Annotated in this window: 18 protein-coding genes; 7 read left to right on the forward strand and 11 right to left on the reverse strand. The window is 68.5% G+C overall.

Translation table 11 applies throughout. The features are described from left to right. Window positions 1-17 precede the first annotated feature (17 nt). Window positions 18-2,864 (forward strand): leucine--tRNA ligase, encoded by a 2,847-nt coding sequence (leuS, locus tag ACQUS8_RS10800; protein WP_435100842.1) that lies wholly within the window; start codon window positions 18-20, stop codon window positions 2,862-2,864. A gap of 49 nt (window positions 2,865-2,913) precedes the next feature. Continuing rightward, window positions 2,914-3,153: a DUF7535 family protein gene (locus ACQUS8_RS10805; RefSeq protein ID WP_435100844.1), complete on the forward strand. Its 240-nt coding sequence runs from the start codon at window positions 2,914-2,916 to the stop codon at window positions 3,151-3,153. On the opposite strand, the gene ACQUS8_RS10810 is transcribed toward ACQUS8_RS10805, so the two are convergent. Beyond that, entirely contained in the window at window positions 3,150-4,136 is a 987-nt protein-coding gene (locus ACQUS8_RS10810) for an ornithine cyclodeaminase family protein (protein WP_435100846.1), read from the reverse strand. The genes ACQUS8_RS10805 and ACQUS8_RS10810 overlap by 4 nt on opposite strands. Before the next feature lie 87 nt (window positions 4,137-4,223). On the opposite strand from ACQUS8_RS10810, the gene ACQUS8_RS10815 reads away from it, so the two are divergent. Then, window positions 4,224-4,424: a hypothetical protein gene (locus ACQUS8_RS10815; protein WP_435100848.1), complete on the forward strand. Its 201-nt coding sequence runs from the start codon at window positions 4,224-4,226 to the stop codon at window positions 4,422-4,424. Between the two features lie 141 nt (window positions 4,425-4,565). Here ACQUS8_RS10815 and thsA read toward each other — a convergent pair whose 3' ends face one another. From thsA to rnz, 9 genes are all read right to left on the reverse strand, one after another. Continuing rightward, window positions 4,566-6,251, reverse strand: coding sequence for a thermosome subunit alpha (gene thsA, locus ACQUS8_RS10820; protein ID WP_435101038.1), 1,686 nt, complete (start codon window positions 6,249-6,251; stop codon window positions 4,566-4,568). Between the two features lie 171 nt (window positions 6,252-6,422). Beyond that, window positions 6,423-6,977 carry a KH domain-containing protein gene (locus ACQUS8_RS10825; protein ID WP_435100850.1) on the reverse strand — a complete coding sequence of 185 codons (555 nt, stop codon included), beginning with the start codon at window positions 6,975-6,977 and terminating at the stop codon, window positions 6,423-6,425. 816 nt (window positions 6,978-7,793) lie between these two features. After that, window positions 7,794-8,708, reverse strand: a complete 915-nt coding sequence (gene rio1 / locus ACQUS8_RS10830) for a serine/threonine-protein kinase Rio1 (protein ID WP_435100852.1) — start codon at window positions 8,706-8,708, stop codon at window positions 7,794-7,796. A 1-nt stretch (window position 8,709) separates the two neighbouring features. Next, complete coding sequence (gene eif1A / locus ACQUS8_RS10835; RefSeq protein ID WP_435100854.1) at window positions 8,710-8,985, reverse strand: translation initiation factor eIF-1A; 276 nt, start codon at window positions 8,983-8,985, stop codon at window positions 8,710-8,712. A 68-nt stretch (window positions 8,986-9,053) separates the two neighbouring features. Continuing rightward, window positions 9,054-10,034 (reverse strand): tyrosine--tRNA ligase, encoded by a 981-nt coding sequence (locus tag ACQUS8_RS10840; RefSeq protein WP_435100856.1) that lies wholly within the window; start codon window positions 10,032-10,034, stop codon window positions 9,054-9,056. 137 nt (window positions 10,035-10,171) lie between these two features. Beyond that, window positions 10,172-12,136 carry a DUF460 domain-containing protein gene (locus tag ACQUS8_RS10845; RefSeq protein ID WP_435100858.1) on the reverse strand — a complete coding sequence of 655 codons (1,965 nt, stop codon included), beginning with the start codon at window positions 12,134-12,136 and terminating at the stop codon, window positions 10,172-10,174. A gap of 47 nt (window positions 12,137-12,183) precedes the next feature. Next, window positions 12,184-13,593: an MmgE/PrpD family protein gene (locus ACQUS8_RS10850; protein WP_435100860.1), complete on the reverse strand. Its 1,410-nt coding sequence runs from the start codon at window positions 13,591-13,593 to the stop codon at window positions 12,184-12,186. A gap of 45 nt (window positions 13,594-13,638) precedes the next feature. Further along, entirely contained in the window at window positions 13,639-14,424 is a 786-nt protein-coding gene (locus ACQUS8_RS10855; protein ID WP_435100862.1) for a helix-turn-helix transcriptional regulator, read from the reverse strand. A gap of 272 nt (window positions 14,425-14,696) precedes the next feature. Beyond that, window positions 14,697-15,620 (reverse strand): ribonuclease Z, encoded by a 924-nt coding sequence (rnz, locus tag ACQUS8_RS10860; protein ID WP_435100864.1) that lies wholly within the window; start codon window positions 15,618-15,620, stop codon window positions 14,697-14,699. Window positions 15,621-15,733: 113 nt separating this feature from the next. On the opposite strand from rnz, the gene ACQUS8_RS10865 reads away from it, so the two are divergent. From ACQUS8_RS10865 to ACQUS8_RS10880, 4 genes are all read left to right on the forward strand, one after another. Next, the gene (locus tag ACQUS8_RS10865) at window positions 15,734-16,987 is read left to right on the forward strand and encodes a DUF4382 domain-containing protein (protein ID WP_435100866.1); all 1,254 of its coding nucleotides are present in this window, start codon (window positions 15,734-15,736) and stop codon (window positions 16,985-16,987) included. Between the two features lie 72 nt (window positions 16,988-17,059). Then, complete coding sequence (locus tag ACQUS8_RS10870) at window positions 17,060-18,070, forward strand: AAA family ATPase (RefSeq protein WP_435100868.1); 1,011 nt, start codon at window positions 17,060-17,062, stop codon at window positions 18,068-18,070. After that, window positions 18,067-18,477, forward strand: coding sequence for an NUDIX domain-containing protein (locus ACQUS8_RS10875; RefSeq protein WP_435100870.1), 411 nt, complete (start codon window positions 18,067-18,069; stop codon window positions 18,475-18,477). The genes ACQUS8_RS10870 and ACQUS8_RS10875 overlap by 4 nt, the downstream gene beginning before the upstream one ends. A 31-nt stretch (window positions 18,478-18,508) precedes the next feature. Further along, entirely contained in the window at window positions 18,509-18,889 is a 381-nt protein-coding gene (locus ACQUS8_RS10880; RefSeq protein ID WP_435100872.1) for a hypothetical protein, read from the forward strand. Here ACQUS8_RS10880 and ACQUS8_RS10885 read toward each other — a convergent pair. Next, the gene (locus ACQUS8_RS10885; protein WP_435100874.1) at window positions 18,886-19,482 is read right to left on the reverse strand and encodes a hypothetical protein; all 597 of its coding nucleotides are present in this window, start codon (window positions 19,480-19,482) and stop codon (window positions 18,886-18,888) included. The two genes, ACQUS8_RS10880 and ACQUS8_RS10885, sit on opposite strands and share 4 nt — an antisense overlap. Window positions 19,483-19,485 lie beyond the last annotated feature (3 nt).

Below are 19,485 nucleotides of genomic sequence, written 5' to 3' on the forward strand. Positions count from 1 at the left end.
GCGGTGAACGACGGACCATGACCTACGAGCCACGGGCACTCGAACGAAAGTGGCAGGAACGCTGGGAGGACGGCGGCCGGTACGAAGCCGACCCCGGCGATGACGAGGACGCGACGTTCGTCACCGTCCCCTACCCCTACCCCTCGGGCGGGATGCACATCGGGCACGCACGAACCTACACCGTGCCGGACGTCTACGCGCGCTACCGGCGCCTGCAGGGCGACGACGTGCTCTTCCCCATCGCGTGGCACGTCACGGGCACGCCCATCATCGGTGCCGTGAACCGCCTGCAGAAGGGCGAACCCGAACAGCTCTCCGTCCTCCGGGACACCTACAACGTTCCCGAGGACGAACTCGAGGAGTTGGAGACGCCGATGGGCTTCGCGCGCTACTTCATCGAGAACCACTACAAGCGCAACATGAAGTCCCTCGGCCTCAGCATCGACTGGCGCCGGGAGTTCACGACGAACGACGAGCGCTACTCGAAGTTCGTCACGTGGCAGTACGAGACCCTTCGGGAGAACGACCGCCTCGAGAAGGGCTTCCACCCCGTGAAGTACTGCACGGAGGAGGAGAACCCCGTCACCACCCACGACCTGCTCGAGGGCGAGGACGCCGAGCGCCAGGAGTACACCCTCGTGAAGTTCGGCCTCGGCGAGACGAAGGTGCCGATGGCGACGCTCCGACCGGAGACGGTGCGCGGCGTGACGAACGCCTACATCAAGCCCGACGGGAAGTACGTCGAGGCCGAGGTGGACGGCGAGACGTGGCTCATCAGCCACGACGCCGCGCGCAAACTCACCCTCCAGCAGCGCGACGTCGAAATCATCGAGGAGTTCCGCGGCGAGGCGCTCGTCGGCGAGCGCGTCGAGAACCCCGTGACGGGCGAGGACGTGCTGATTCTGCCCGCGGACTTCGTCGACCCGGACAACGCGACGGGCGTCGTCATGAGCGTGCCCGCGCACTCGCCGGACGACTGGATGGCCCTGCAAGCGGCCAAGGAAGACGACGAGCGGATGCGCGAGTACGGCATCGACCCCGCTGAGGTCGACGAGATCGAGCCGAAGGCCATCATCGACGTCGAGGCCTACGACGACGTCTTCCCGGCGCGCGCCGCCGTCGAGGAGCATGAAATCACGGGCACGGACGACCCCGCGCTCGAAGAGGCCACGCAGGAGGTCTACAACCGCGAGTTCCACGGTGGCACGCTGAAGGAGATGTACGGCGACTACGCCGGGAAGGTCGTCGAGGACGTTCGGGACGAACTCGCCGCCGCCTACCGCGAGTCCGGGGAGTTCGACGCGATGTACGACTTCTCCGAGCCCGTCGTCTGCCGCTGCGGCGGGAAGGTCGAGGTCGCCGAGCAGGAGACGTGGTTCCTGACGTACAACGACGAGGACTGGAAGGAACTCGCCCACGAGGCCGTCTCGAACATGGAGGCCGTCCCGGAGACGAGCCGCGACCAGTTCGACCACACCATCGACTGGCTGGAGGAGTGGCCGTGCATCCGGAACTACGGCCTCGGGACGAACCTCCCATGGGACGAGGACTTCGTCATCGAGCCGCTCTCGGACTCGACGGTCTACATGTCCTACTACACCATCGCGCACCGCATCAACGACGTGCCCCCCGAGGAGCTCACGCCCGAGTTCTTCGACGCGCTCTTCTACGGCGCGGACGCGGTGGAGGGCGAGGCGCCCGAGAAGGCCCTCGAACTCCGCGAGGAGTGGGACTACTGGTACCCCGTGGACTTCCGCGTCTCAGGCAATGACCTCATCAGTAACCACCTGACGTTCTTCCTCTTCCACCACGCCGACCTCTTCGAGCGCGAGCAGTGGCCGGAGGGCGTCGCCATCATGGGGATGGGCCTGCTGGAGGGCCAGAAGATGTCCTCCTCGAAGGGCCACGTCGTCCTCCCCGCCGAAGCCATCGAGGAGTACGGCGCGGACACCGTCCGCTTCTTCCTCCTGAACTCCGCCCAGCCGTGGCAGGACTACGACTGGCGCGCCGACGAGGTCGAGTCCACGCGCAAGAGCCTCGACCGGTTCTACAACCGCGCCGAGGACGTCGTCGCGCTCGACGCCCCCGCCGAGGACGACGTCGAACTGAAACGCATCGACCGCTGGCTGCTCTCGCGCCTCCAGCGCACCGTCGAGACGACGACGCGCGCGATGGACGAGTTCGAGACGCGCAGCGCCTCCCAGGAGGCCTTCTACCGATTCGAGGAGGACCTGCGCTGGTACCGCAAGCGCGCCGACCTCGACCGGCCGGCGACGAAGTGGGTCCGTCAGGAAGTGCTGCGCACGCGCCTGCGCCTGCTCGCGCCCGTCGTGCCGTTCCTCGCGAACGAACTCCACGAGAAACTGGAGGGCGTGCCCGTCGAGGACGCCACGTGGCCCGAGGTCGAGCCCGAGTTCCGGAGCACGCAGGTCGAAGTCGAGGAGCGCCTCGTCGAGGACCTCGTGGACGACGTCCGGGACATCGTGGAGGTCACCGGCACTGAGCCGGAGACCATCACGGTCTACACGCCCGCCGCGTGGAAGCACCGGGTCTTCGAGACGGTCGCGGAGACCGGCCCCGACATCGGTGCGGTGATGGGCAAGGTCATGCAGCAGGAGTCGCTGCGCGAGAAGGGCGACGAGGTGAACGACCTCGTGCAGGACCTCGTCGCGGACGTCCGGGAGTACGACGACGACGAGCTCGCGGCGCTCGAAGCGCTCGACGAGCAGGACCTCTACTCGGACGCCGCGGGCTTCCTCAGCCGCGAATTCGACGCCGCCGTCGACGTCGTCCCCGAGGGCGACGCCGAGGACGAGAAGGCGTCGTCGGCGGTGCCGTTCCGCCCGGCCATCCGGCTCGAATAAGCGAGCGGAAGCCGGGGCGTTTAATCCCCCGGACGTCGAAGCGCCGCGTATGACCACCGAAGCGCCGCGGAACTTCCGGGAGAAACTGAAGCGGACGCTCTCGCCGCACCTCGAAGAGGGCGGTCTCGTCGGGCGTGGCCAGATGGACTTCTTCGGCCTGCTCTACGCGGTCGTCATCCTCGCGCTCGTCATTCCGCTGATTCCGTTCCTCTTCGTCGTGAACGCGCTCTACTCGATGGTGCGGTCGTTCTACGACCCGTACCGCCGCCCGCGCGAAGAGGAGTATTAGACGCCGAGCAGGTCGAACCCGGTGCCGACGCCGTGTTCGTCGGCGTGCGTGTAGACGACGTGCGCGGCGGCGACGTCCTGAATCGCGAGCCCCGTCGAGTCGAAGACGGTCACGTGGTCGGCGTCGGTGCGGCCCGCCTTCTCCCCCGTGAGGATTTCGCCGAGTTCGCCGTAGAGGTCCTCGTCGTCGAGGACGCCGGCGCTCCACGGGACGTTGATTTCGCCGGAGTGTGTCGTCTGTGCGTAGTCGTCGATGACGAGTTTCGCGGCGAGCAGGACGTCGTCGGCGAGTTCGTGCTTCCCGGCGGCGTCGGCGCCCATCGCGTTAATGTGGGTGTGCTCGCCGACGTCCTCGGGGTGGACGATGGGGTCCTCGACGGGCGTCACCGTCGAGAGGACGTCGCAGTGGCCGGCCTCGCTGATGGAGCCGGCCCGGACGTCGAACTCGTCCTCGAAGCGCGTGATGAAGCGCTCGACGCGCTCCTCGCGCAGGTCGCTGACGACGACTTCCTCGATGTCCCGCACCTCGCTGATGGCCTCGAGTTGCGCGTAGGACTGGACGCCGGCACCGACGATGCCGAGCGAGGAGGCGTCCGCGACGGCGAGCGCGTCCGTCGCGACGGCGGCGGCCGCACCCGTGCGCTTCATCGTCAGTTCGGTGCCGTCCATGATGGCGAGCGGGTAGGCGTTCTCCGGGTCGGAGTAGACCATCGTCCCCATGACCGTGGGGAGGTCGTAGGCGTCCGGGTTGTCCGGGTGGACGTTCACCCACTTGATGCCGGCGGCGTCCCACTCCTCGGTACTGAGGTAGGCGGGCATCGAGCGGAAGTCGCCGTTGTACTGCGGGAGGTCGATGTAGGACTTCGCGGGCATCTGCGCGTCGCCGTTCTCATAGGCGACGAACGCCTCCCGAACCGCCGTGACGAGTTCGGACATCGGGGTGTTCTCGCGGACGTCGTCCTTCGCGAGCAGGAGTGTCTCCATACGTGCAAGAATTACCGGGGCCTACTTAGAACGGGCGGGCGGACGCCACCGCACAGGCTTTGTGCGTCGCCGCCGTAACGCGGCGCAATGAGAGCACACGGCGTCCTCACGTCCATCGCGACGGTGGCGCTCATCCTCGCCATCGGGACCATCAGCGGATGGATTCCGCTCCCGCACGTCAGCGTCTTCTTCCTGCTGCTCATCACCGTCTGTCTCGCCGTCGTCCTCTTCTTCCTCACCGCCTACCGGATGGTGAAGGGCGTGACCGCCGACGAGAACCCCGTCTGAGAACGACCGTCGCGGAAGTATCGGGAAGCCTGTCGAGCAGCGCCGCTACGGACGTGGCGTCGAAAGAAAACGTGCGTCGGTAGTCGAGCGCGCGGTGCGACGGGTGGGCGTGGGTGTGTGAGTGTGGGCGTTCGGCCTACTTCACATCGCGCCGCCCATACCGCCCATGCCGCCCATGCCGCCCATGCCGCCGCCCATACCGCCGGGGCCGCCGGCACCGCCGGGACCTTCGTCGCCGCCGTCGTCGGAGTCGACCTGCCCGCCGGCGAGGTCGCCCGCGGCGATGACGTCGTCGATGCGGAGGATCATGACGGCCGCCTCGGTGGCGGACTCGATGGCCTGCGTCTTCACGCGGAGGGGCTCGACGACGCCCTCCTCCTTCATGTCGATGACTTCGCCGGTGTAGGCGTCGAGGCCGGCCGCCGTCTCGCCGTCCGCGTGGCGCGCGCGGAGGTCAACGAGGGAGTCGATCGGGTCGAGGCCGGCGTTCTCGGCGAGGGTTCGCGGACCGACTTCGAGGGCGTCCGCGAACGCCTCGACGGCGAGCTGCTCGCGGCCACCGACGCTGTCGGCGTAGTCGCGCAGGCGCAGCGCGAGCTCGGTCTCGGGGGCGCCGCCGCCGGGGAGGACCTGACCGTCCTCGAGCGTGACGCGCACGACGCCGAGCGAGTCCGTGATGGCGCGCTCGACCTCGTCGACGACGTGCTCGGTGCCGCCGCGGAGGATGAGCGTGACGGACTTCGCGTCCGCGACGTCCTCGACGAAGATGCGCTCGTCGCCACCGATGTCCTTCTGGGCGACGGAACCGGCCTCACCGAGGTCCTCGGCCTCGATTTCCTTCGGGTTGGACACCGGCGTCGCGCCCGTCGAGCGCGCGAGGCGGCTCATGTCGGAGTCCTTCACGCGACGGACGGCGAGGATGCCCTCCTGCGCGAGGTAGTGCTGGGCCATGTCGTCGATGCCGCCGTCGACGAAGACGACGTTCGCGCCCGCGTCGGCGATGGCGTCGACCATCTCCTGGAGCTGCTTCTCCTCCTGATCGAGGAACTGCTGGAGCTGGTCGGGGTCGGTGACGTTGACCTCGGTGTCGATTTCGGTCTCCTGGACTTCGAGCGCGCCGTCGACGAGCGCGACCTTGGCGTCCTCGACGCCGTAGGGCATGTTCTCGTTGACGCGCGTCTTGTCGATGATGACGCCCTCGACGAGCTCGGAGTTGTCGATGGAGCCGCCGGTGACCTTCTCGATTTTGATGTTGTCCTCGTCGACGACGCCGTCGTCGGCGACGGACTGCGCGGCCTTCACGACGAGGCCGGAGAGGGCGTCCTTGGCGTTCTCGGCGCCCTTACCGGTCATCGCGGTGGCGGCGATCTGCTCGAGGTACTCGGTGTCGTCGGCCTCGATGTCGATGGCGATCTCGGAAAGGAACTCCTTGGCCTGCTCGGCGGCCTCCCGGTAGCCCTGCGCGAGCGTGGTGGCGTGGATGTCCTGGTCGAGGAGGTCCTCGGCCTCGTCGAGGAGCTCGCCGGAGACGATGACGGCGGACGTCGTGCCGTCACCGACCTCGTTCTCCTGCGTCTCGGCGACCTCGACGATCATGTTCGCCGCCGGGTGCTCGATGTCCATCTCCTTGAGGATGGTGACGCCGTCGTTCGTGACGACGACGGAGCCCGTGGAGTCGACGAGCATCTTGTCCATCCCCTTCGGGCCGAGCGTCGTCCGGACGGCCTCGGCGACGGCCTTCCCGGCGGAGATGTTCATCGACTGCGCGTCCTTCCCCGACGTTCGCTGCGAGTCGTCGGAGAGTACGATAAGCGGCTGGTTGCCCATCTGCTGCGCCATAATCACACGCTGATTGTTTGCCGTTCTATATAAAAGTTTGGGAGGTGCGCGACAGCGGGGCGCAGACGGGGCGTACGGAGTGTGTGAGACAATACCAACGGCTCAGTTTAAGTAAAATCGGTGGACGCAGGGAGGCGCCCGCGGTGACTGTCCGGAGAGTCAGCCGGAGTACTCGTGGTACTCCATACCCTGATGTTTGAGCTCCTCGACGTGCTTGCGTTCGAGGAACGAGTAGACGGCTCCGTGGGGCGCGCCGTCGAGAATCATCTCGGCCGCCGAGCGGACGACGTCCACTTCCTTCGGGCCGCCGATGATGCCCATCGTCGTCCCGTAGATGACGACGCTCGCGCCCGTCAGCTCCTCCATCAGCTCGCGCGTCCGACCGTTCTCGCCGATGAGGCGGCCCTTCTTGCGCCGGAGGTCGTTGTCGTTGCGCGCCGCGCGCTCGATGTCGATGGTCTCGAAGAGGCGCATGTCGTCGTCGAGCAGCGAGAGCGCCGCGTCCGGCTTGAAACCGCGGCCAATGGCCCGGACGATGTCCGGAGCCTTCATCCCGCGAATCGGGTCGCCCGTCTTCTCCACCGCGACGGCCCCGTCATCGGAGTTCACGTCGAGGCTGACCTCGGCCGCCCGCTCGATGCGGCGCAGGGTCTCACCACCCTCCCCAATGAGGACCCCGATGCGGTCCTGCGGTATCTTCACGTGTTGCGTCATATACACCGAATACGGGCCGGAGCGGTTTAAGACTTACACGCGACCACGCGCCGCGGAGACGGGACGGCGGGAACGTGATGAATTCCATGTCGCGATATAGAATCTGCCGGTCGGCCGGTTGGAGCGCCGTCGACGGTCAGCCGACGCTGTGGACGCGGCGGTTCGGGAGTCACCGCTCGCACGTTCTCGCGGGCGCACGAGAGAGGAGAACTACAGCGATGCCTGAGGCAACACCCGGTCCGAGACGCATCGAAGTCTACGCGAAGTGCTTCGGGGGTAGTCATGCCGAGCGCGACGGCGCGATGAAGTGAACAGCGTAGGTTCGGAGTGCCCGAGACGAGTGGCGAGGTGAGAGCGTGGCGAATGAAGCGAAGGGACAGTGTCGGCAACGAGGTCGAGCCGAAATTGGCAGTCCGGACAGCCGGCGTACAGTACCAGAATCGGACGCGACCGGCGTCGGTATGGCGGGTATTACTTCGGCCCTCACACGCACGAGCGGCGGCGTGCGCGGCGCTGTCGACTATCGCCGACAGAGCCACGAGACGGGTGGCACACGCAATTCTGTATATCGATATGTAGTTTATGTAGTCGGCGGGACGTCAGGCGAGAATGATCAGACACAGTCGCCAGCGTCGCTATCAGCCGTCTGTGGCCGTTCGCGTAGTCAGAAACGGAATCGGCGACTAGCGGCTCGGCGACTACATCGAGAATACGGTCGCTCCGAGGCATCGAATCCCGCGGACGCGTTCGACGCTGCTGCTTCAGTAAGAGATAGCGAGGATGAGAGATGTTGGTCCGCGCGTCGGCGCTCGGGCCTCAGGCGTCAGATTCGCCGTCAGTATCGTCGGCTGGGTCCGTGTCGTCGGTGTCGTCCGCGTTCCCGCTCGGGTCCGCCTCGACGTCCGTGACGAAGTCGTAAAGCGCCTCAGGGTCGACGTCGACGCCCTTCCGGGTGAAGAACGAGGCGACGTTCCGGCAGTCGCGCTGGAGGAACTCGTCGGCGTTCCCGTGGTGGACGGTGACCGCCTGCCCGACGTCGATGATGCAGAGTTCGCCGTCGTGGATGACGATGTTGTACTCCGAGAGGTCGCCGTGGACGAGGCCGGCGCTGTAGAGGCGCTGCATGTACTCCCGGACGACGTCGTAGGCCGTCTCGGGATTCTCCATCGTGACGTCGTGGAGCGTCGGCGCGGGGTTCGTCGCCTCGCCGATGAGCTCCATCACGAGGACGTTGCGCTGGACCGCGACGGGTTGGGGGACGCGCACGCCCGCCGCGTGGGCGCGCTTGAGGTTCGCGAACTCCTTGCGCGTCCACGCCATCACGACGGCCTTCTTGTCGCCGCGAATGCCCTCGAAGCGCGGGTCGCCCTCGAGGTAGTCGCGCATGTGCTGGAAGTTCGAGGCGTTGATGCGGTAAACCTTCACCGCGACGTCGTCGCCCTCAGGGGCACTCGCCTCGTAGACGTTCGCCTCCTTCCCCGTCGAAATCGGGCCGCCGAACGCCGCGAGATGCCCGTCCTGCACGAGCTTGTAGAGCGCGGCGAACGTCGCGTCGTCGAACGCGCCGTCCTGGACTTTGAACTGGTCGGCGTCCTTCAGGCGCTTCAGGAACGACTCGAACTCGCGGTCCTGTCGGCGCGTTATCCGGTCGACTTCGTCGTCGGAGACGTCGAGGTCCTCCCACTCGTCGCCGGCCGCGCCCTCCGTCTCCTCGATGAATTCGCCGGCCACGTCAGATGTGGCCCTCCTCGCGGAGCTGGTCGGCCTCGGACTTCTCGTAGCGCCACTCGACGTCCGCCTTCTCCTCCTGCCAGTCCCACGGGTCGACGAGGACGATGTCGCCCTCACGAATCCAGACGCGCTTCTGCATCCGGCCGGGGATGCGCGCGGTGCGCTCGACGCCGTCCTCGCAGCGAACCTGCACGCGGTTCGCGCCGAGCATCTCCGTCACCTCGGCGAACAGTTCGTCTTCCTCCGGCATCCGGAGGTTCCGTCGTTCCTCGCTCATACCGCTGTATAGGCCCGGGAGACGGTTAAATCCAACCCAAAAAAGTTCGTCGCGCGTCGAAACGGCGCTCAGTCCCGGAGTTCGCGGAGGCGCTCGCGGCCGGGCGCGATGAGGTCGTCGAGGTAGTCGGCGAGCGCGGACTTCGCGTCCGCCGGGTGGAGTTCGCCCGAGTCGAGGTCGGCTTCGAGGTCGGCGTAGGAGTCGTAGGTGAGGTTCCCGCCGTACTGCTCGGGGCGCTCGACGACGACTTCCTCGTAGCGCGGGAAGACGTGGTATTCGAAGATTTGGAGGACGGGGTTCTCAAGGTCGTCCTCGGGGTCGGCCGTCGGCGGGCAGAAGGCGCTGTTGACCTTCTCCTCGATGTCCTCGCTGGAGTCCTCCATGCTGATGGAGACGCCCGACGAAGAACTCATCTTCCCCTCACCGGAGGTGAGGTCGGCGATGAGCGGTGTATGCAGGCAGGTCGGGGCCTCGTAGTCCGCCTTCGGGAGGACGTCGCGGGCGAGCATGTGGACCTTGCGCTGCTCCATGCCGCCGATGGCGAGGTCGACGTCGAGGTACTCGATGTCGAGCGCCTGCATCAGCGGGTAGACGGCCTGGGAAACTGTCACCGTCTCGCCGCTCTTGATTTCGCTCATCGCGCGCTCGGCGCGCGAAATCGACGTCTCGCGCTCGAGTTCGTGCAGGTCGAGGACGTATTCCTCGTCGTTCTGGAACTCCGAGCCGTAGCGGAACTCCGTCGACTCCTCGTCGAGGCCGTAGGCGAGGAACTGCTCCTGCATCCGCTCGGCGGTCTCGCGAATCTCCTCGAAGGAGCCCTTGTCGTTCAAGTAGGCGTGGACGTCCGCGAGGAGGATGACGACGTCGAAGCCCGCTTTCTGGAGGTCGATGAGTTTGTTCGCCGTGAGGAGGTGACCGATGTGGAGCACACCGGAGGGCTCGTAGCCGACGTACGCCCGCTTCCCGTCGGGGTCCTCGGCCAGCGCCTCCACCTCCTCCTCGGTCACGACTTCCGCCGCGTTCCGAGTGATACGCTCGTAGGCGTCCATACCGTGGGGAAACGGGAGGAGGGGGTTAGGTGTTCTGGAAGCACGCGGAACCATCGGTTTCGCGGAACGGGCGAACGCTGGAAGCGTGAGCACGTGGACGCGAAGCGTCCACGGACAGGCGAGCGGTGCAAGCCGCGTTAGTCGCGGTCGGCGCGGTGCTCGCTGATGATGGAGTCGACCATGCTCTCGGTCTCCTCCTGTGCGCGCTCCGCGGCGCGCTCGTCGTAGTCGTCCTCGACGTCCGCGACGTCGCTCTCGCGGGCGATGGCGAGTTCGTCGATTTCACGAATGCTCACGCCGTCGGCGGGGCCGAACGGGACGTCCGCCTCGTAGAGGACTTCGCGGGCGGCGTCGCTCGTCTCGCCCTCGAGGAGGACGACGCGAGGGCCACGCTCGACAAGCGCTTCGGCGGTGCGGCGACCCGCGCCGCTGGCGTCGCGGAAGTAGACGACGTCGCCGCGCGCGATGCCGTAGTCCTCGTCGGCGGCCTCGATGGCGTCGAGGGTGAACTGTTCGACGGGTTTGACGGCGGTGAGCGACCCGGAGCCGTTGACGTCCGCGAAGTTCGAGTGGTCGAGCTTCCAGAGCTCCTTGAGGCGTTCGAGTTTCTTGGCGAGGGCGTCGGCGCGCTCGCGCTCCGCCTCGAGTTCCTCCTCGAGGCGGTCGTTCTCCCACTCGAGGCGGGTGACTTCGCGGCGCTCGCGAGCCTCCTTGCGTTCCTTCCGCCGGGCGTCATCGAGTTCGGCTTCGAGTTCGGCGATGCGCTCGTCCTTCTCGTCGAGTTGGCTCTCGAGGTCGGTGACGTGGTCGTCGAGGCGCTCGACCTGCTCGCGCAGCCGCTTGATGGTCTGCTCCTCCTCGGTGAGTTCGCGCTCCTCGTGTTCGTGCTCGTCCTCCTCGCCGCCGTCGTCCTCGGTGAGGTCCCGAACGACGGACTCGACGGTCTCGCCGTCGGAGAGCACGCGCTTGACGACCTCGCCGCGGTCGAGCTGTGGTGGGGTCTTGCGCGTGATGCGGCGAATCTGGTCGGCGTGGTCGTCGTGCGCGTAGAACGCGGCGGCCATCGCGTCGCGCTCGTGGTCGTTGTCGTAGCCGTCGTCGCGGGTGCGGTGTTGTTTCTCGTCGACGGGGATGTCGCTCTCGGGCTGCCAGCCGGCGGCGTCGAAGCTGCGGCGAATCTGGTCGACGGTGGCGGGCATCGGCGTGACGTCGGCGGCGACGAGCACGGGCCGGCCGCGCTCGACGATCCACTCGATGACGTCCGCAGTGTCGGCGGTGCGCGTGGAGAGAACGTCGAGGAGGTGGCCGTCGAGGTCGACGAGTGCGACGGCAGTCGTCGTCCCGGGGTCGACGCCGACGAAGACGCGGTCGCGGCGCTTGGCGAGCGGGTGGAACTCGATGCCGTCGCGCCGAACGCGCTCGACGGTGATGCGGACGTCGCCGGAGCGCTTGTTCGAGACGGGGATGTCCTGCGGGCGACCCTCGACGGTGAAAACGGCGTTCGAGAAGCCGCCGTACTTCTCGGTGACGTCGCGCTCGTAGTCGAGGCCGGCGTCATCGAGTTTGGCCTCGACGTCGCGGGTTTCGCGTTTGACGTTCCCGTGGATGCGGCGGGTGTAGCGGTCCTGACTCCACCCGCCCTTTCCAGTGGAGCGCCCGCGCGAGACTTTGACGGTGGTCTCGTCGGTGAAGGCGGAGACCTCGTAGCCGACGTTGCGGGCGGCGAGGCGGGCGGCGGCCTCGGCTTCCTCGATGGCGGGCTTGCCGTACGGGACGCCGTGGCGTTTCGCCACGCGGGAGAGCGGTTCGGGGCGTTCGTCGCCGGTGACCTGGACGAGCTTCGTCTCGTTCGGGAGGCTCCCGAGGAAGTGGACGAGGGCGTCCTTGTCCGCGGCGAGTTCGTACATGTTGTCCGTCGCGACGATGTCCGGCTCCTCCTCCTCGATGAGGCGACGGAGCTTGCGGTGGGTCACGACGTCGCGTTCGAGTGACTCGCCGTCGAAGGTGACGAGCGCGTAGGAGGGCGCGTCGCCGCGGACGTCGCCGCTCTGGACGTCCACGCCGTAGACGAGCGTGTCGAGCGCGCGCGTGCGGGTACTCACGATACGCGACTGACTAGGTGACGCGGAAGTATAAGTTCGGCTCCGGTTCAGGCGAGCGCGGCGAGGAAGTCGCCGACGGCGGCGTCATCGACGTCCTCGCAGGCCGCACGAAGGGTGGCTGCGCGCTCCTCGCCGACGAGCGCGGCGACTTTCGCTTCGAGCGTCTCCCAGTCCATCGGCTGGGTGGGGTGGCCGGGGTAGGCGCCGACGGTGGTGTGGTGGACGTCGCCGTCCACGAGTTCGACGGCGAGGACGGCGGGCATGAGGCCGGCGTCGAACTGGGCGGTGAGGCTCGGCTCCTCCTCGACGGTGACGGACTCGGCGAGGCGCCGGACCTCGGGGTCCTCGAGGCGACCGCCGTCGAGGTGTTCGGGGCCGAACGACTGGTCGGCGAGCGCGACGGCGAGCGCGTAGGGGAGCGAGCGCCCAGCGGCATCAGACGCGTCGGGGAGGTCGGTGCGGGGCGTCTCCAGCGTGAGCGGGTCGAACGTCTGGAGGGAGACGGACGTGACGTCGGCGGGGTCGATGTCGACGCGTTGGACGAGGTCGATGGCCGCCGAAATCGCGGGCTGGGCGGCGAGCATCCCTGCGTAGCGCGTGCTCACGGCGTCGTGGACGCGCTCGCAGGTGGCCTCGAGCGCGAAGCCGTCGTCGTGGTCGTGGGCGGCCTCGCCGTCGAACTCGCAGGCCGCACCCTCCTCCGCGTCCACCTCGGCGTCGCCCGCTGTCGCCTCGGGGTCCGGGTCGGACTCGACGGTGAGGTCGTGGAGGGCCGGGTGGGCCTCGAAGACGTCTGTGGGTCCCTCGATGCCGTTCGCGGCGAGGAGTGCGCTCGTGACACCGGCCGCCGCGGCGTTCGCGGACGCGACCGGCTGGTGGCCGTCATCGACGGCGAGCGACGTGTGGTCGGCGGCGGCGAGCGCGACGGCGTGTTCGGCCTCCGCAGCGTCGAGCTCGAGGGCGACCGCCGCCCCGGCGGCCGCGGAGAGGGCGCTGTGGGTGGCCGGCCCCAAGCCGTGCTCGCGGACGGGGACGTGCCACGCGAGTTCGCCGTGGACCTCGTACGCGGCGGCGACGGCCGTGAGGAGCGTCTCGCCGTCGGCGTCGGCGTGCTCGGCGGCGGCGACGACGGCGGGAATCGCGTCGCTGGGATAGCTCGGGCCGCCGGGCGCGAGGTAGGCGTCTGCGTGGCCGCTCGCGCGCACCGTCGCGGCGGTGTCGGCGGCGGCGCTCGCGGGGCCGGCACGCGCACCGTCGCTCGCCCAGCGGGTGCAGGCGTCGCCACCCGCGACGTCCGTCGTGGCCGAGACGCCGTCGAGGAGCGCGGAATCGTCGGCGGCGAACGCGGCGCCGGCGGTGTCGAGCAGGCGGCGTTTCGTCGCGTCCACGACGGCGGGCGGGAGGCCCTCGAACGTCACGTCGGCGGCGAACGCGCCGAGGTCGGCGGCAGTGGTCATACCGGGCGGTTAGGGACAGCGGGGGAAGAACGGCACGGAACCCGCTCAGAACGTCGCGGGGTCGACGCGCTCGGCGTCGGCGGCGTAGGTCTCGTACTGGCGGCGCGCCCAGACGACCGTCCGTGGGTCGTCGTTGGAGAGCACACCTTGCAGGCCACCGTTCTCGGCGTAGAAGAGGATGAATGCCTTCGGGACGGGTTCGTCGACGACGATGAGGCCGTAGGGGAGGTCGCGGTCGGTCTGGTGGAGCGTGACGTCGCGCTCGAGCGCGGCGCGGAGTTCGTCGGGGGCGCTCTCGCGGAGGGCCTCGACGATGCGCGGCGTGACGACGAGGTCCGCAGAGAGGCCGGCCTGCGCGCGTTCGTGGAACAGCTCGACGTATTGCGGGAGGACGACGGGGCTGAACCCACGAAGGGCGTCGGACTCCGTGACGAGGTCGCGCATCCGGCCGATGGGCTGGTTCGGCGCGAACGGCTCGGACTGGACGACGTCGGCCTCGTAGAGCACCCAGTAGGGTGGGACGACGTCCTCGTCGAGGGCGCTGAGGAGGGAGTCGGCGTCGGAGGCCCGGTCGACGAGGTCGGCGGCGTCGAGGTGGAGGTCGGCGAGGAGCGACCCGAGGACGGTGAGCCGGTAGCCGGCGTCACCACGGGTGAGAAGGCCGTGTTCGCGGAGGCGGCGGGTCCGCCGATAGACCGTCTTCGGGGAGACGTCGAGGTCGTCCGCGAGCGCCTGCTTCTGCCGTGGGCCGTCCACGAGGGCGGCGACGAGGTCGTGGTTCGCCGCCAGCGTCTCGAGGACGTCGGTGGCGGGTGGCCCGTCCGCTGTCATGGCCTTTCGTACACGCCGGCCACAAAAGTAATTACTGGCTGGTCGCGTTCTGTCGTCCTCGCCCCGCTTGTGACCGGTCCGGTCGATGGGTGAGTAGAAGGAGACCCGCCCCATACACTCGATTGGGGAGTCCCCGACCGGAGCATCGCTGTCACCCCCAGTCTACAGTTGCCACCCACCCACCACCGTGCCCCGCTCCGGTGGGACGTCCCTCGGCGGTTCTCACACTATTCACGTCCGCGAGTGCGCACAGCGGACCGCCGTCGGCGTGCCTATTCGGGATAGGGTACGTCGACGGTGAGGCCGTCGTGCGCGACGAGCGTGTGTCCGGTGTATTCTGCGTTCGCGTCCGTCTTCAGCTGACCGACGTTCCCTCCGTAGCGCGAGGAGACGTGCGTGAGCGCGAGCCGGCGCGCGCCGGCGCGCCGCGCGACTTCGCCGGCCTCACCGGCAGTCGAGTGCGCGGTCTGTGTCGCGCGGTCGCCGTCGGCGTCCGTGAACGTCGCGTCGTGAATCAGGAGGTCCGCGTCCTCGGCGATTGCGACGGTGGCGTCCGTCGGGCGCGTGTCGCCCGTATAGACGAGTTTGCGGCCGGGTCGCGGGTCGCCGACGACTTCCTCGGGGCGGACGACAGTGCCGTCCTCGAGTTCGACCGGCTCGCCCTCGTGGAGTTTGGAGAACTTCGGGCCGACGGGGACGCCGAGGTCCTCGGCGCGCTCCCGGTCGAAGCGACCCTTCCGGTCGTCCTCGACGAGCGCGTAGCCCACCGACTGAGTGCGGTGTTGGGTGTTGAACGCCTCGACACCGTACTCCTCGCGGTCGAGAACGGTCTCGCCGGGGCCGACTTCGTGGACGTCGAGTCGGTACGGGGGCGTCGCACCGACGGCGCTGATGAGGTCGCGGACCTCGTCGCCGGTGCCGCGGGGCGTGTAGACGTCGAGCGGGGCCTCGCGGTCGTGGAACCCCCACGTCTGGACGAGGCCGGGGAGGCCGAGGACGTGGTCGCCGTGGACGTGCGTGAGGAAGACGGCCTCGACGTCGAAGCCGGTGCCGTAGCGCATCATCTGGCGCTGCGTGCCCTCGCCGGCGTCGAAGAGGAAGGCGTCGCCCTCCCGGCGGACGTATATCGAACTCGGGTTGCGGTCCACCGTCGGGACGGCGCCGCTGGTGCCGAGGAAGGTCGCGGAGAGCGTCATAGCGGAACGACGGTCGGCCGGCGTAAACCGGCTTCGGAACGGTTTGAACGGTTCGGCAGGCCGTAAACGGCCGTCGAGTTTTATACAGTTCCCGGCCGACGGGACAAACAGTGATGCAACGACAGAGCCTTCTGGCACTCGCGATGGTCGCGCTCGTCGCCCTCGCCGGCTGTTCGACAGCCCCCGGCGGGGACGGCGGCGAGGCCGGGACCGGCACGATGACCGTCTACCTGAGCGACCAGCCCGGCGCCATCGAGGACTTCGAACACCTGAACGTCACCGTCTCCTCGGTGGGGTTCCACAAGGTGAACGCCTCGAGCGGCGGGAACCAGAGCGGGAACGAGAGCGGCGAGTGGATACAGAAGAACGTCACCGGCACCTACGACCTGACCCAGCTGAAAGGGCAGAACGCCACGAACCTCACGCAGCTCGGACTGCCGAACGGGACGTACAACAACGTCTTCATCCACGTGAGCGAGGTCAACGGGACGCTCACGGACGGCACGCACCCCGACGTGAAGCTCCCCTCGAACAAGCTCCACGTGCAGGCGAACTTCACCATCGGCAGCGGTGAGGAGGCGACCTTCGTCTACGACGTCCGCGTCCACGAGACGGGCAACGGCAAGTACATCATCCGTCCGAACGCCGGCGAGTCCGGAGCGAACAAGCCCGTTACGAAGGTGAACGCGAGCGCGAAGCAGCAGGGCGGCCAGAAGGGCGGACAGAGCGACTCTCGGATGGCCGAGAACCGCACCACGCAAGGGAACGTCGTGACGTACGTGAGCGACCAGCCCGCCGCCATCGAGGACTTCCGGCACCTGAACGCGACGGTGACTGAGGTCGGCCTCCACCGCGTCGGCGGCGCGAACGGCTCGACGAACACGAGCGCGTGGCAGTCCGTCGCCGTGAACGAGACGGTGGACCTCACCGAACTCCAGGGGCAGAACGCGACGCCGATCGTCAACCAGACCGTCCCGAACGGCACCTACAACAAGGTCTTCGTCTACGTCGGCGACCTGAACGGCACGCTTACGGACGGCTCGCACCCCGCCGTGAAGCTCCCCTCCAACAAGCTCCACCTCTCCACGAACTTCACCGTCGGGAACGGCGAGACGGTGAACTTCGTCTTCGACCTCGCCGTCCACGAGACCGGCAACGGACGTTACATGGTGAAGCCGAACGCCGGCGAGTCCGGCGCCGACCAGCCCATCAAGAAGGTGAACCAGGGCAACGAGACGGACGAGAAGAAGACGACCACCACGACTACCTCAACGTCGACCACCACGACCACCACGACGTCGGACAACACGACCACCACGACTACCTCAACGTCGACCACCACGACGGCCGGGAACGCGTCGGCCTGACGACGCGCCGGCCGACTCGCGCGACGACCAATCCGACCCTTTCTTTGCTGGGCGCACGCTAGAGACGGCGTAATGGACGCGCCGCTCTGGACGGACACGCACGCGCCCGCCATCTCGGACCTCCCCCAAGAGGACGTCCGGGACCGCCTGCGGAACGCGCTGGACGAACCGCAGAACCTCGTCGTCCACGGCCCCGTCGGCGCCGGGAAGACGGCGGCGGTTCGGGCACTCGCCGAGGAGGCGCACGCGGACCCCGAGAACGACTTCGTGGAGTTGAACGTCGCGGACTTCTTCGGAATGACGAAGAAGGAGGTCAGCGAGGACCCGCGCTTCTCGCGGTTCATCTCGTCGAAGCGCCGGCGCAACTCCTCCAAGGCCGACCTCATCAATCACGTGCTGAAGGAGTCGGCAAGTTACGCGCCGGTCGCCGGCGACTACAACACCATCCTGCTCGACAACGCCGAGGCCATCCGCGAGGACTTCCAGCAGGCGCTCCGGCGCGTGATGGAGCAGTACCACGAGGCGACCCAGTTCGTCATCGCGACCCGCCAGCCGACGAAGCTCATCCCGCCGATTCGCTCGCGCTGCTTCCCCGTCTCGATGCGCGCGCCGACCGACGAGGAGACGGTCGGCGTCCTCCGGGACGTCCTCGAGGCCGAAGGCGTCGAGTACGGCGCGGACGGCCTCGAATACCTCTCGGGCTACGCAGACGGCAACCTCCGAAAGGCAATTCTCGCCGCGCAGACGACCCACGAGGAGGCCGGCGAGGTGACGATGGAGGCGGCCTACGAGGCCCTACAGGACGTCGGCCTCGACGACGACCTCCGGGAGATGCTGGACGACGCGGCGAACGGCGACTTCTCCGCGGCGCGCTCAACCCTCGACGACCTGCTCGTCGACGAGGGGTACGACGGCGCGGACCTCCTGCGCGAACTCCTCCGGGTGGGGCGTTCGAAGTACAGCGGCGACGACCTCGCGGAACTCCACGCGCTCGCCGGCGACGTCGAGTTCGAGCTGAACACCGGGACGAACGACCGCGTCCACCTCTCGCGGTTGCTCGCGGAGCTCGGTCGGGAGGCATGAGCGACGTTCGCGCCGCGGCGCGCGGCCTCGTGGAGCGCGACGGGCGCTACCTCCTGCTGGAGGCGGAGTTCGACGTCGGCACCCGGTACGTCCTTCCGGGCGGCGGCGTCGACTTCGGCGAGGCGCACGCCGAGACCGTCGAGCGCGAAGTCCGGGAGGAGACCGGCCTCGACGTCGAGGCGGGCGAGGTGGTGGACGCCTACACGTTCACGGTCGAGTACGGCGGGGGCGCACACCACGTCTGCTCGGTCGTGCTGGCCTGCGAGGCGCCGACTGGCGAGGTGGACGTCACGGGGAACGTGGACGACGAGCCGCTCGTCGGGCACGTCTGGGCGACGCCCGCCGAGGCGCGGGACCTCCCGCTCGCGGACGGCCTCCCCGAATCGCTCTTCGACGGCGAGCGGTAGCTTTTCCTCGCGGAAGTCGCTCTCCTCGCGTATGGTTCTCGGCGCGCGCTTCGGCCGGCCCGGACGACTGCTCGGCGGGGCGGTGCTCGGCTGTATCGCCGCGCTCCCGCTCGCGGTGCTCCTCGCGGGGGTCGCGTGGACGCCGTGGTGGCTCGCTGTCGTCGCGCTCCTCGTCCCGGGCGCGCTCGCGGCGGCCGCGGTGGAAGCGGAGGCGCTCCCCGTTCCCTACCCCGTGTTCTTCCGGTGGACGCTCGCGACCGGCATGCTGACGACAGCGGGGTGGCGCGGCGCCCAACTGGCGATGCCGCCCACGAACACCGGCGCGGCGCTCGGCTACTACGTCGCCGGGATGGCGCTCGCCGTCGCCGTCGCCTACTACCACCGCATCTGGGACGCGCTCACCATCGACTAGTCGCGGAGCGCGGCGTAGAGCGCAGGGAGGCCGAGCGGGAGCGCGAGGACGCCGAACGCGCCGGCAACGACGCGAGAGTGCGGGCCGTCGCGTCGACCGAGGAGGACGGCGACGACCCCGAGGCCGGCGACGAGGTAGGCGAGGTTGCTCCACGACGGAACGTAGGTCGAGCAGTAGCCCCAGCAGAGGAAGGTGTACGCGGGGGCGTTCCACGTCGGCGGGTGGAGTTTCGGCCAGAAGAACCGACAGTAGGTCGTGAGCGCGAGCATCAGCGCGGCGGGCAGGCCGACGAGCCACGTCCGCGAGCCGAGGGCCGCCCGGGGCGCGAAACGCCGGTAGGCCGCGAGGAGCGCGAACGGGAGGCCGAACACCCACAGCCAGACGGCGAGCGTGTAGGTCACGGGCCAATGCTCGATGCGGGGCTGAGTGACTGGGAGGCGGAGCGACGCCGGGAGCGTCGCCCACGGGAAGGACGGGTCAGGCACCGGGTTCGTGAGGAACGAGACGAGTCCGAGCAGGGTGCCGACGGCGAGCGCGAGGGCGCCGGCGTCCGCGGCGCGGGCCAGCCGTGGCGGGAGCGGGTCGGCGGGCATACG

It is taken from the genome of Halarchaeum sp. P4 (genome assembly GCF_051195175.1).
In the GTDB taxonomy this organism is placed as follows: domain Archaea; phylum Halobacteriota; class Halobacteria; order Halobacteriales; family Halobacteriaceae; genus Halarchaeum.

What these genes read in the sequence shown, in the direction of transcription:
- leuS (WP_435100842.1), top strand. Translation starts at nt 18, where the DNA reads ATGACCTACGAGCCACGGGCACTCGAACGAAAGTGGCAGGAACGCTGG.
- ACQUS8_RS10805 (WP_435100844.1), top strand. Translation starts at nt 2,914, where the DNA reads ATGACCACCGAAGCGCCGCGGAACTTCCGGGAGAAACTGAAGCGGACG.
- ACQUS8_RS10810 (WP_435100846.1), bottom strand. Translation starts at nt 4,136, where the DNA reads ATGGAGACACTCCTGCTCGCGAAGGACGACGTCCGCGAGAACACCCCG.
- ACQUS8_RS10815 (WP_435100848.1), top strand. Translation starts at nt 4,224, where the DNA reads ATGAGAGCACACGGCGTCCTCACGTCCATCGCGACGGTGGCGCTCATC.
- thsA (WP_435101038.1), bottom strand. Translation starts at nt 6,251, where the DNA reads ATGGGCAACCAGCCGCTTATCGTACTCTCCGACGACTCGCAGCGAACG.
- ACQUS8_RS10825 (WP_435100850.1), bottom strand. Translation starts at nt 6,977, where the DNA reads ATGACGCAACACGTGAAGATACCGCAGGACCGCATCGGGGTCCTCATT.
- eif1A (WP_435100854.1), bottom strand. Translation starts at nt 8,985, where the DNA reads ATGAGCGAGGAACGACGGAACCTCCGGATGCCGGAGGAAGACGAACTG.
- ACQUS8_RS10840 (WP_435100856.1), bottom strand. Translation starts at nt 10,034, where the DNA reads ATGGACGCCTACGAGCGTATCACTCGGAACGCGGCGGAAGTCGTGACC.
- ACQUS8_RS10850 (WP_435100860.1), bottom strand. Translation starts at nt 13,593, where the DNA reads ATGACCACTGCCGCCGACCTCGGCGCGTTCGCCGCCGACGTGACGTTC.
- ACQUS8_RS10855 (WP_435100862.1), bottom strand. Translation starts at nt 14,424, where the DNA reads ATGACAGCGGACGGGCCACCCGCCACCGACGTCCTCGAGACGCTGGCG.
- rnz (WP_435100864.1), bottom strand. Translation starts at nt 15,620, where the DNA reads ATGACGCTCTCCGCGACCTTCCTCGGCACCAGCGGCGCCGTCCCGACG.
- ACQUS8_RS10865 (WP_435100866.1), top strand. Translation starts at nt 15,734, where the DNA reads ATGCAACGACAGAGCCTTCTGGCACTCGCGATGGTCGCGCTCGTCGCC.
- ACQUS8_RS10870 (WP_435100868.1), top strand. Translation starts at nt 17,060, where the DNA reads ATGGACGCGCCGCTCTGGACGGACACGCACGCGCCCGCCATCTCGGAC.
- ACQUS8_RS10875 (WP_435100870.1), top strand. Translation starts at nt 18,067, where the DNA reads ATGAGCGACGTTCGCGCCGCGGCGCGCGGCCTCGTGGAGCGCGACGGG.
- ACQUS8_RS10880 (WP_435100872.1), top strand. Translation starts at nt 18,509, where the DNA reads ATGGTTCTCGGCGCGCGCTTCGGCCGGCCCGGACGACTGCTCGGCGGG.
- ACQUS8_RS10885 (WP_435100874.1), bottom strand. Translation starts at nt 19,482, where the DNA reads ATGCCCGCCGACCCGCTCCCGCCACGGCTGGCCCGCGCCGCGGACGCC.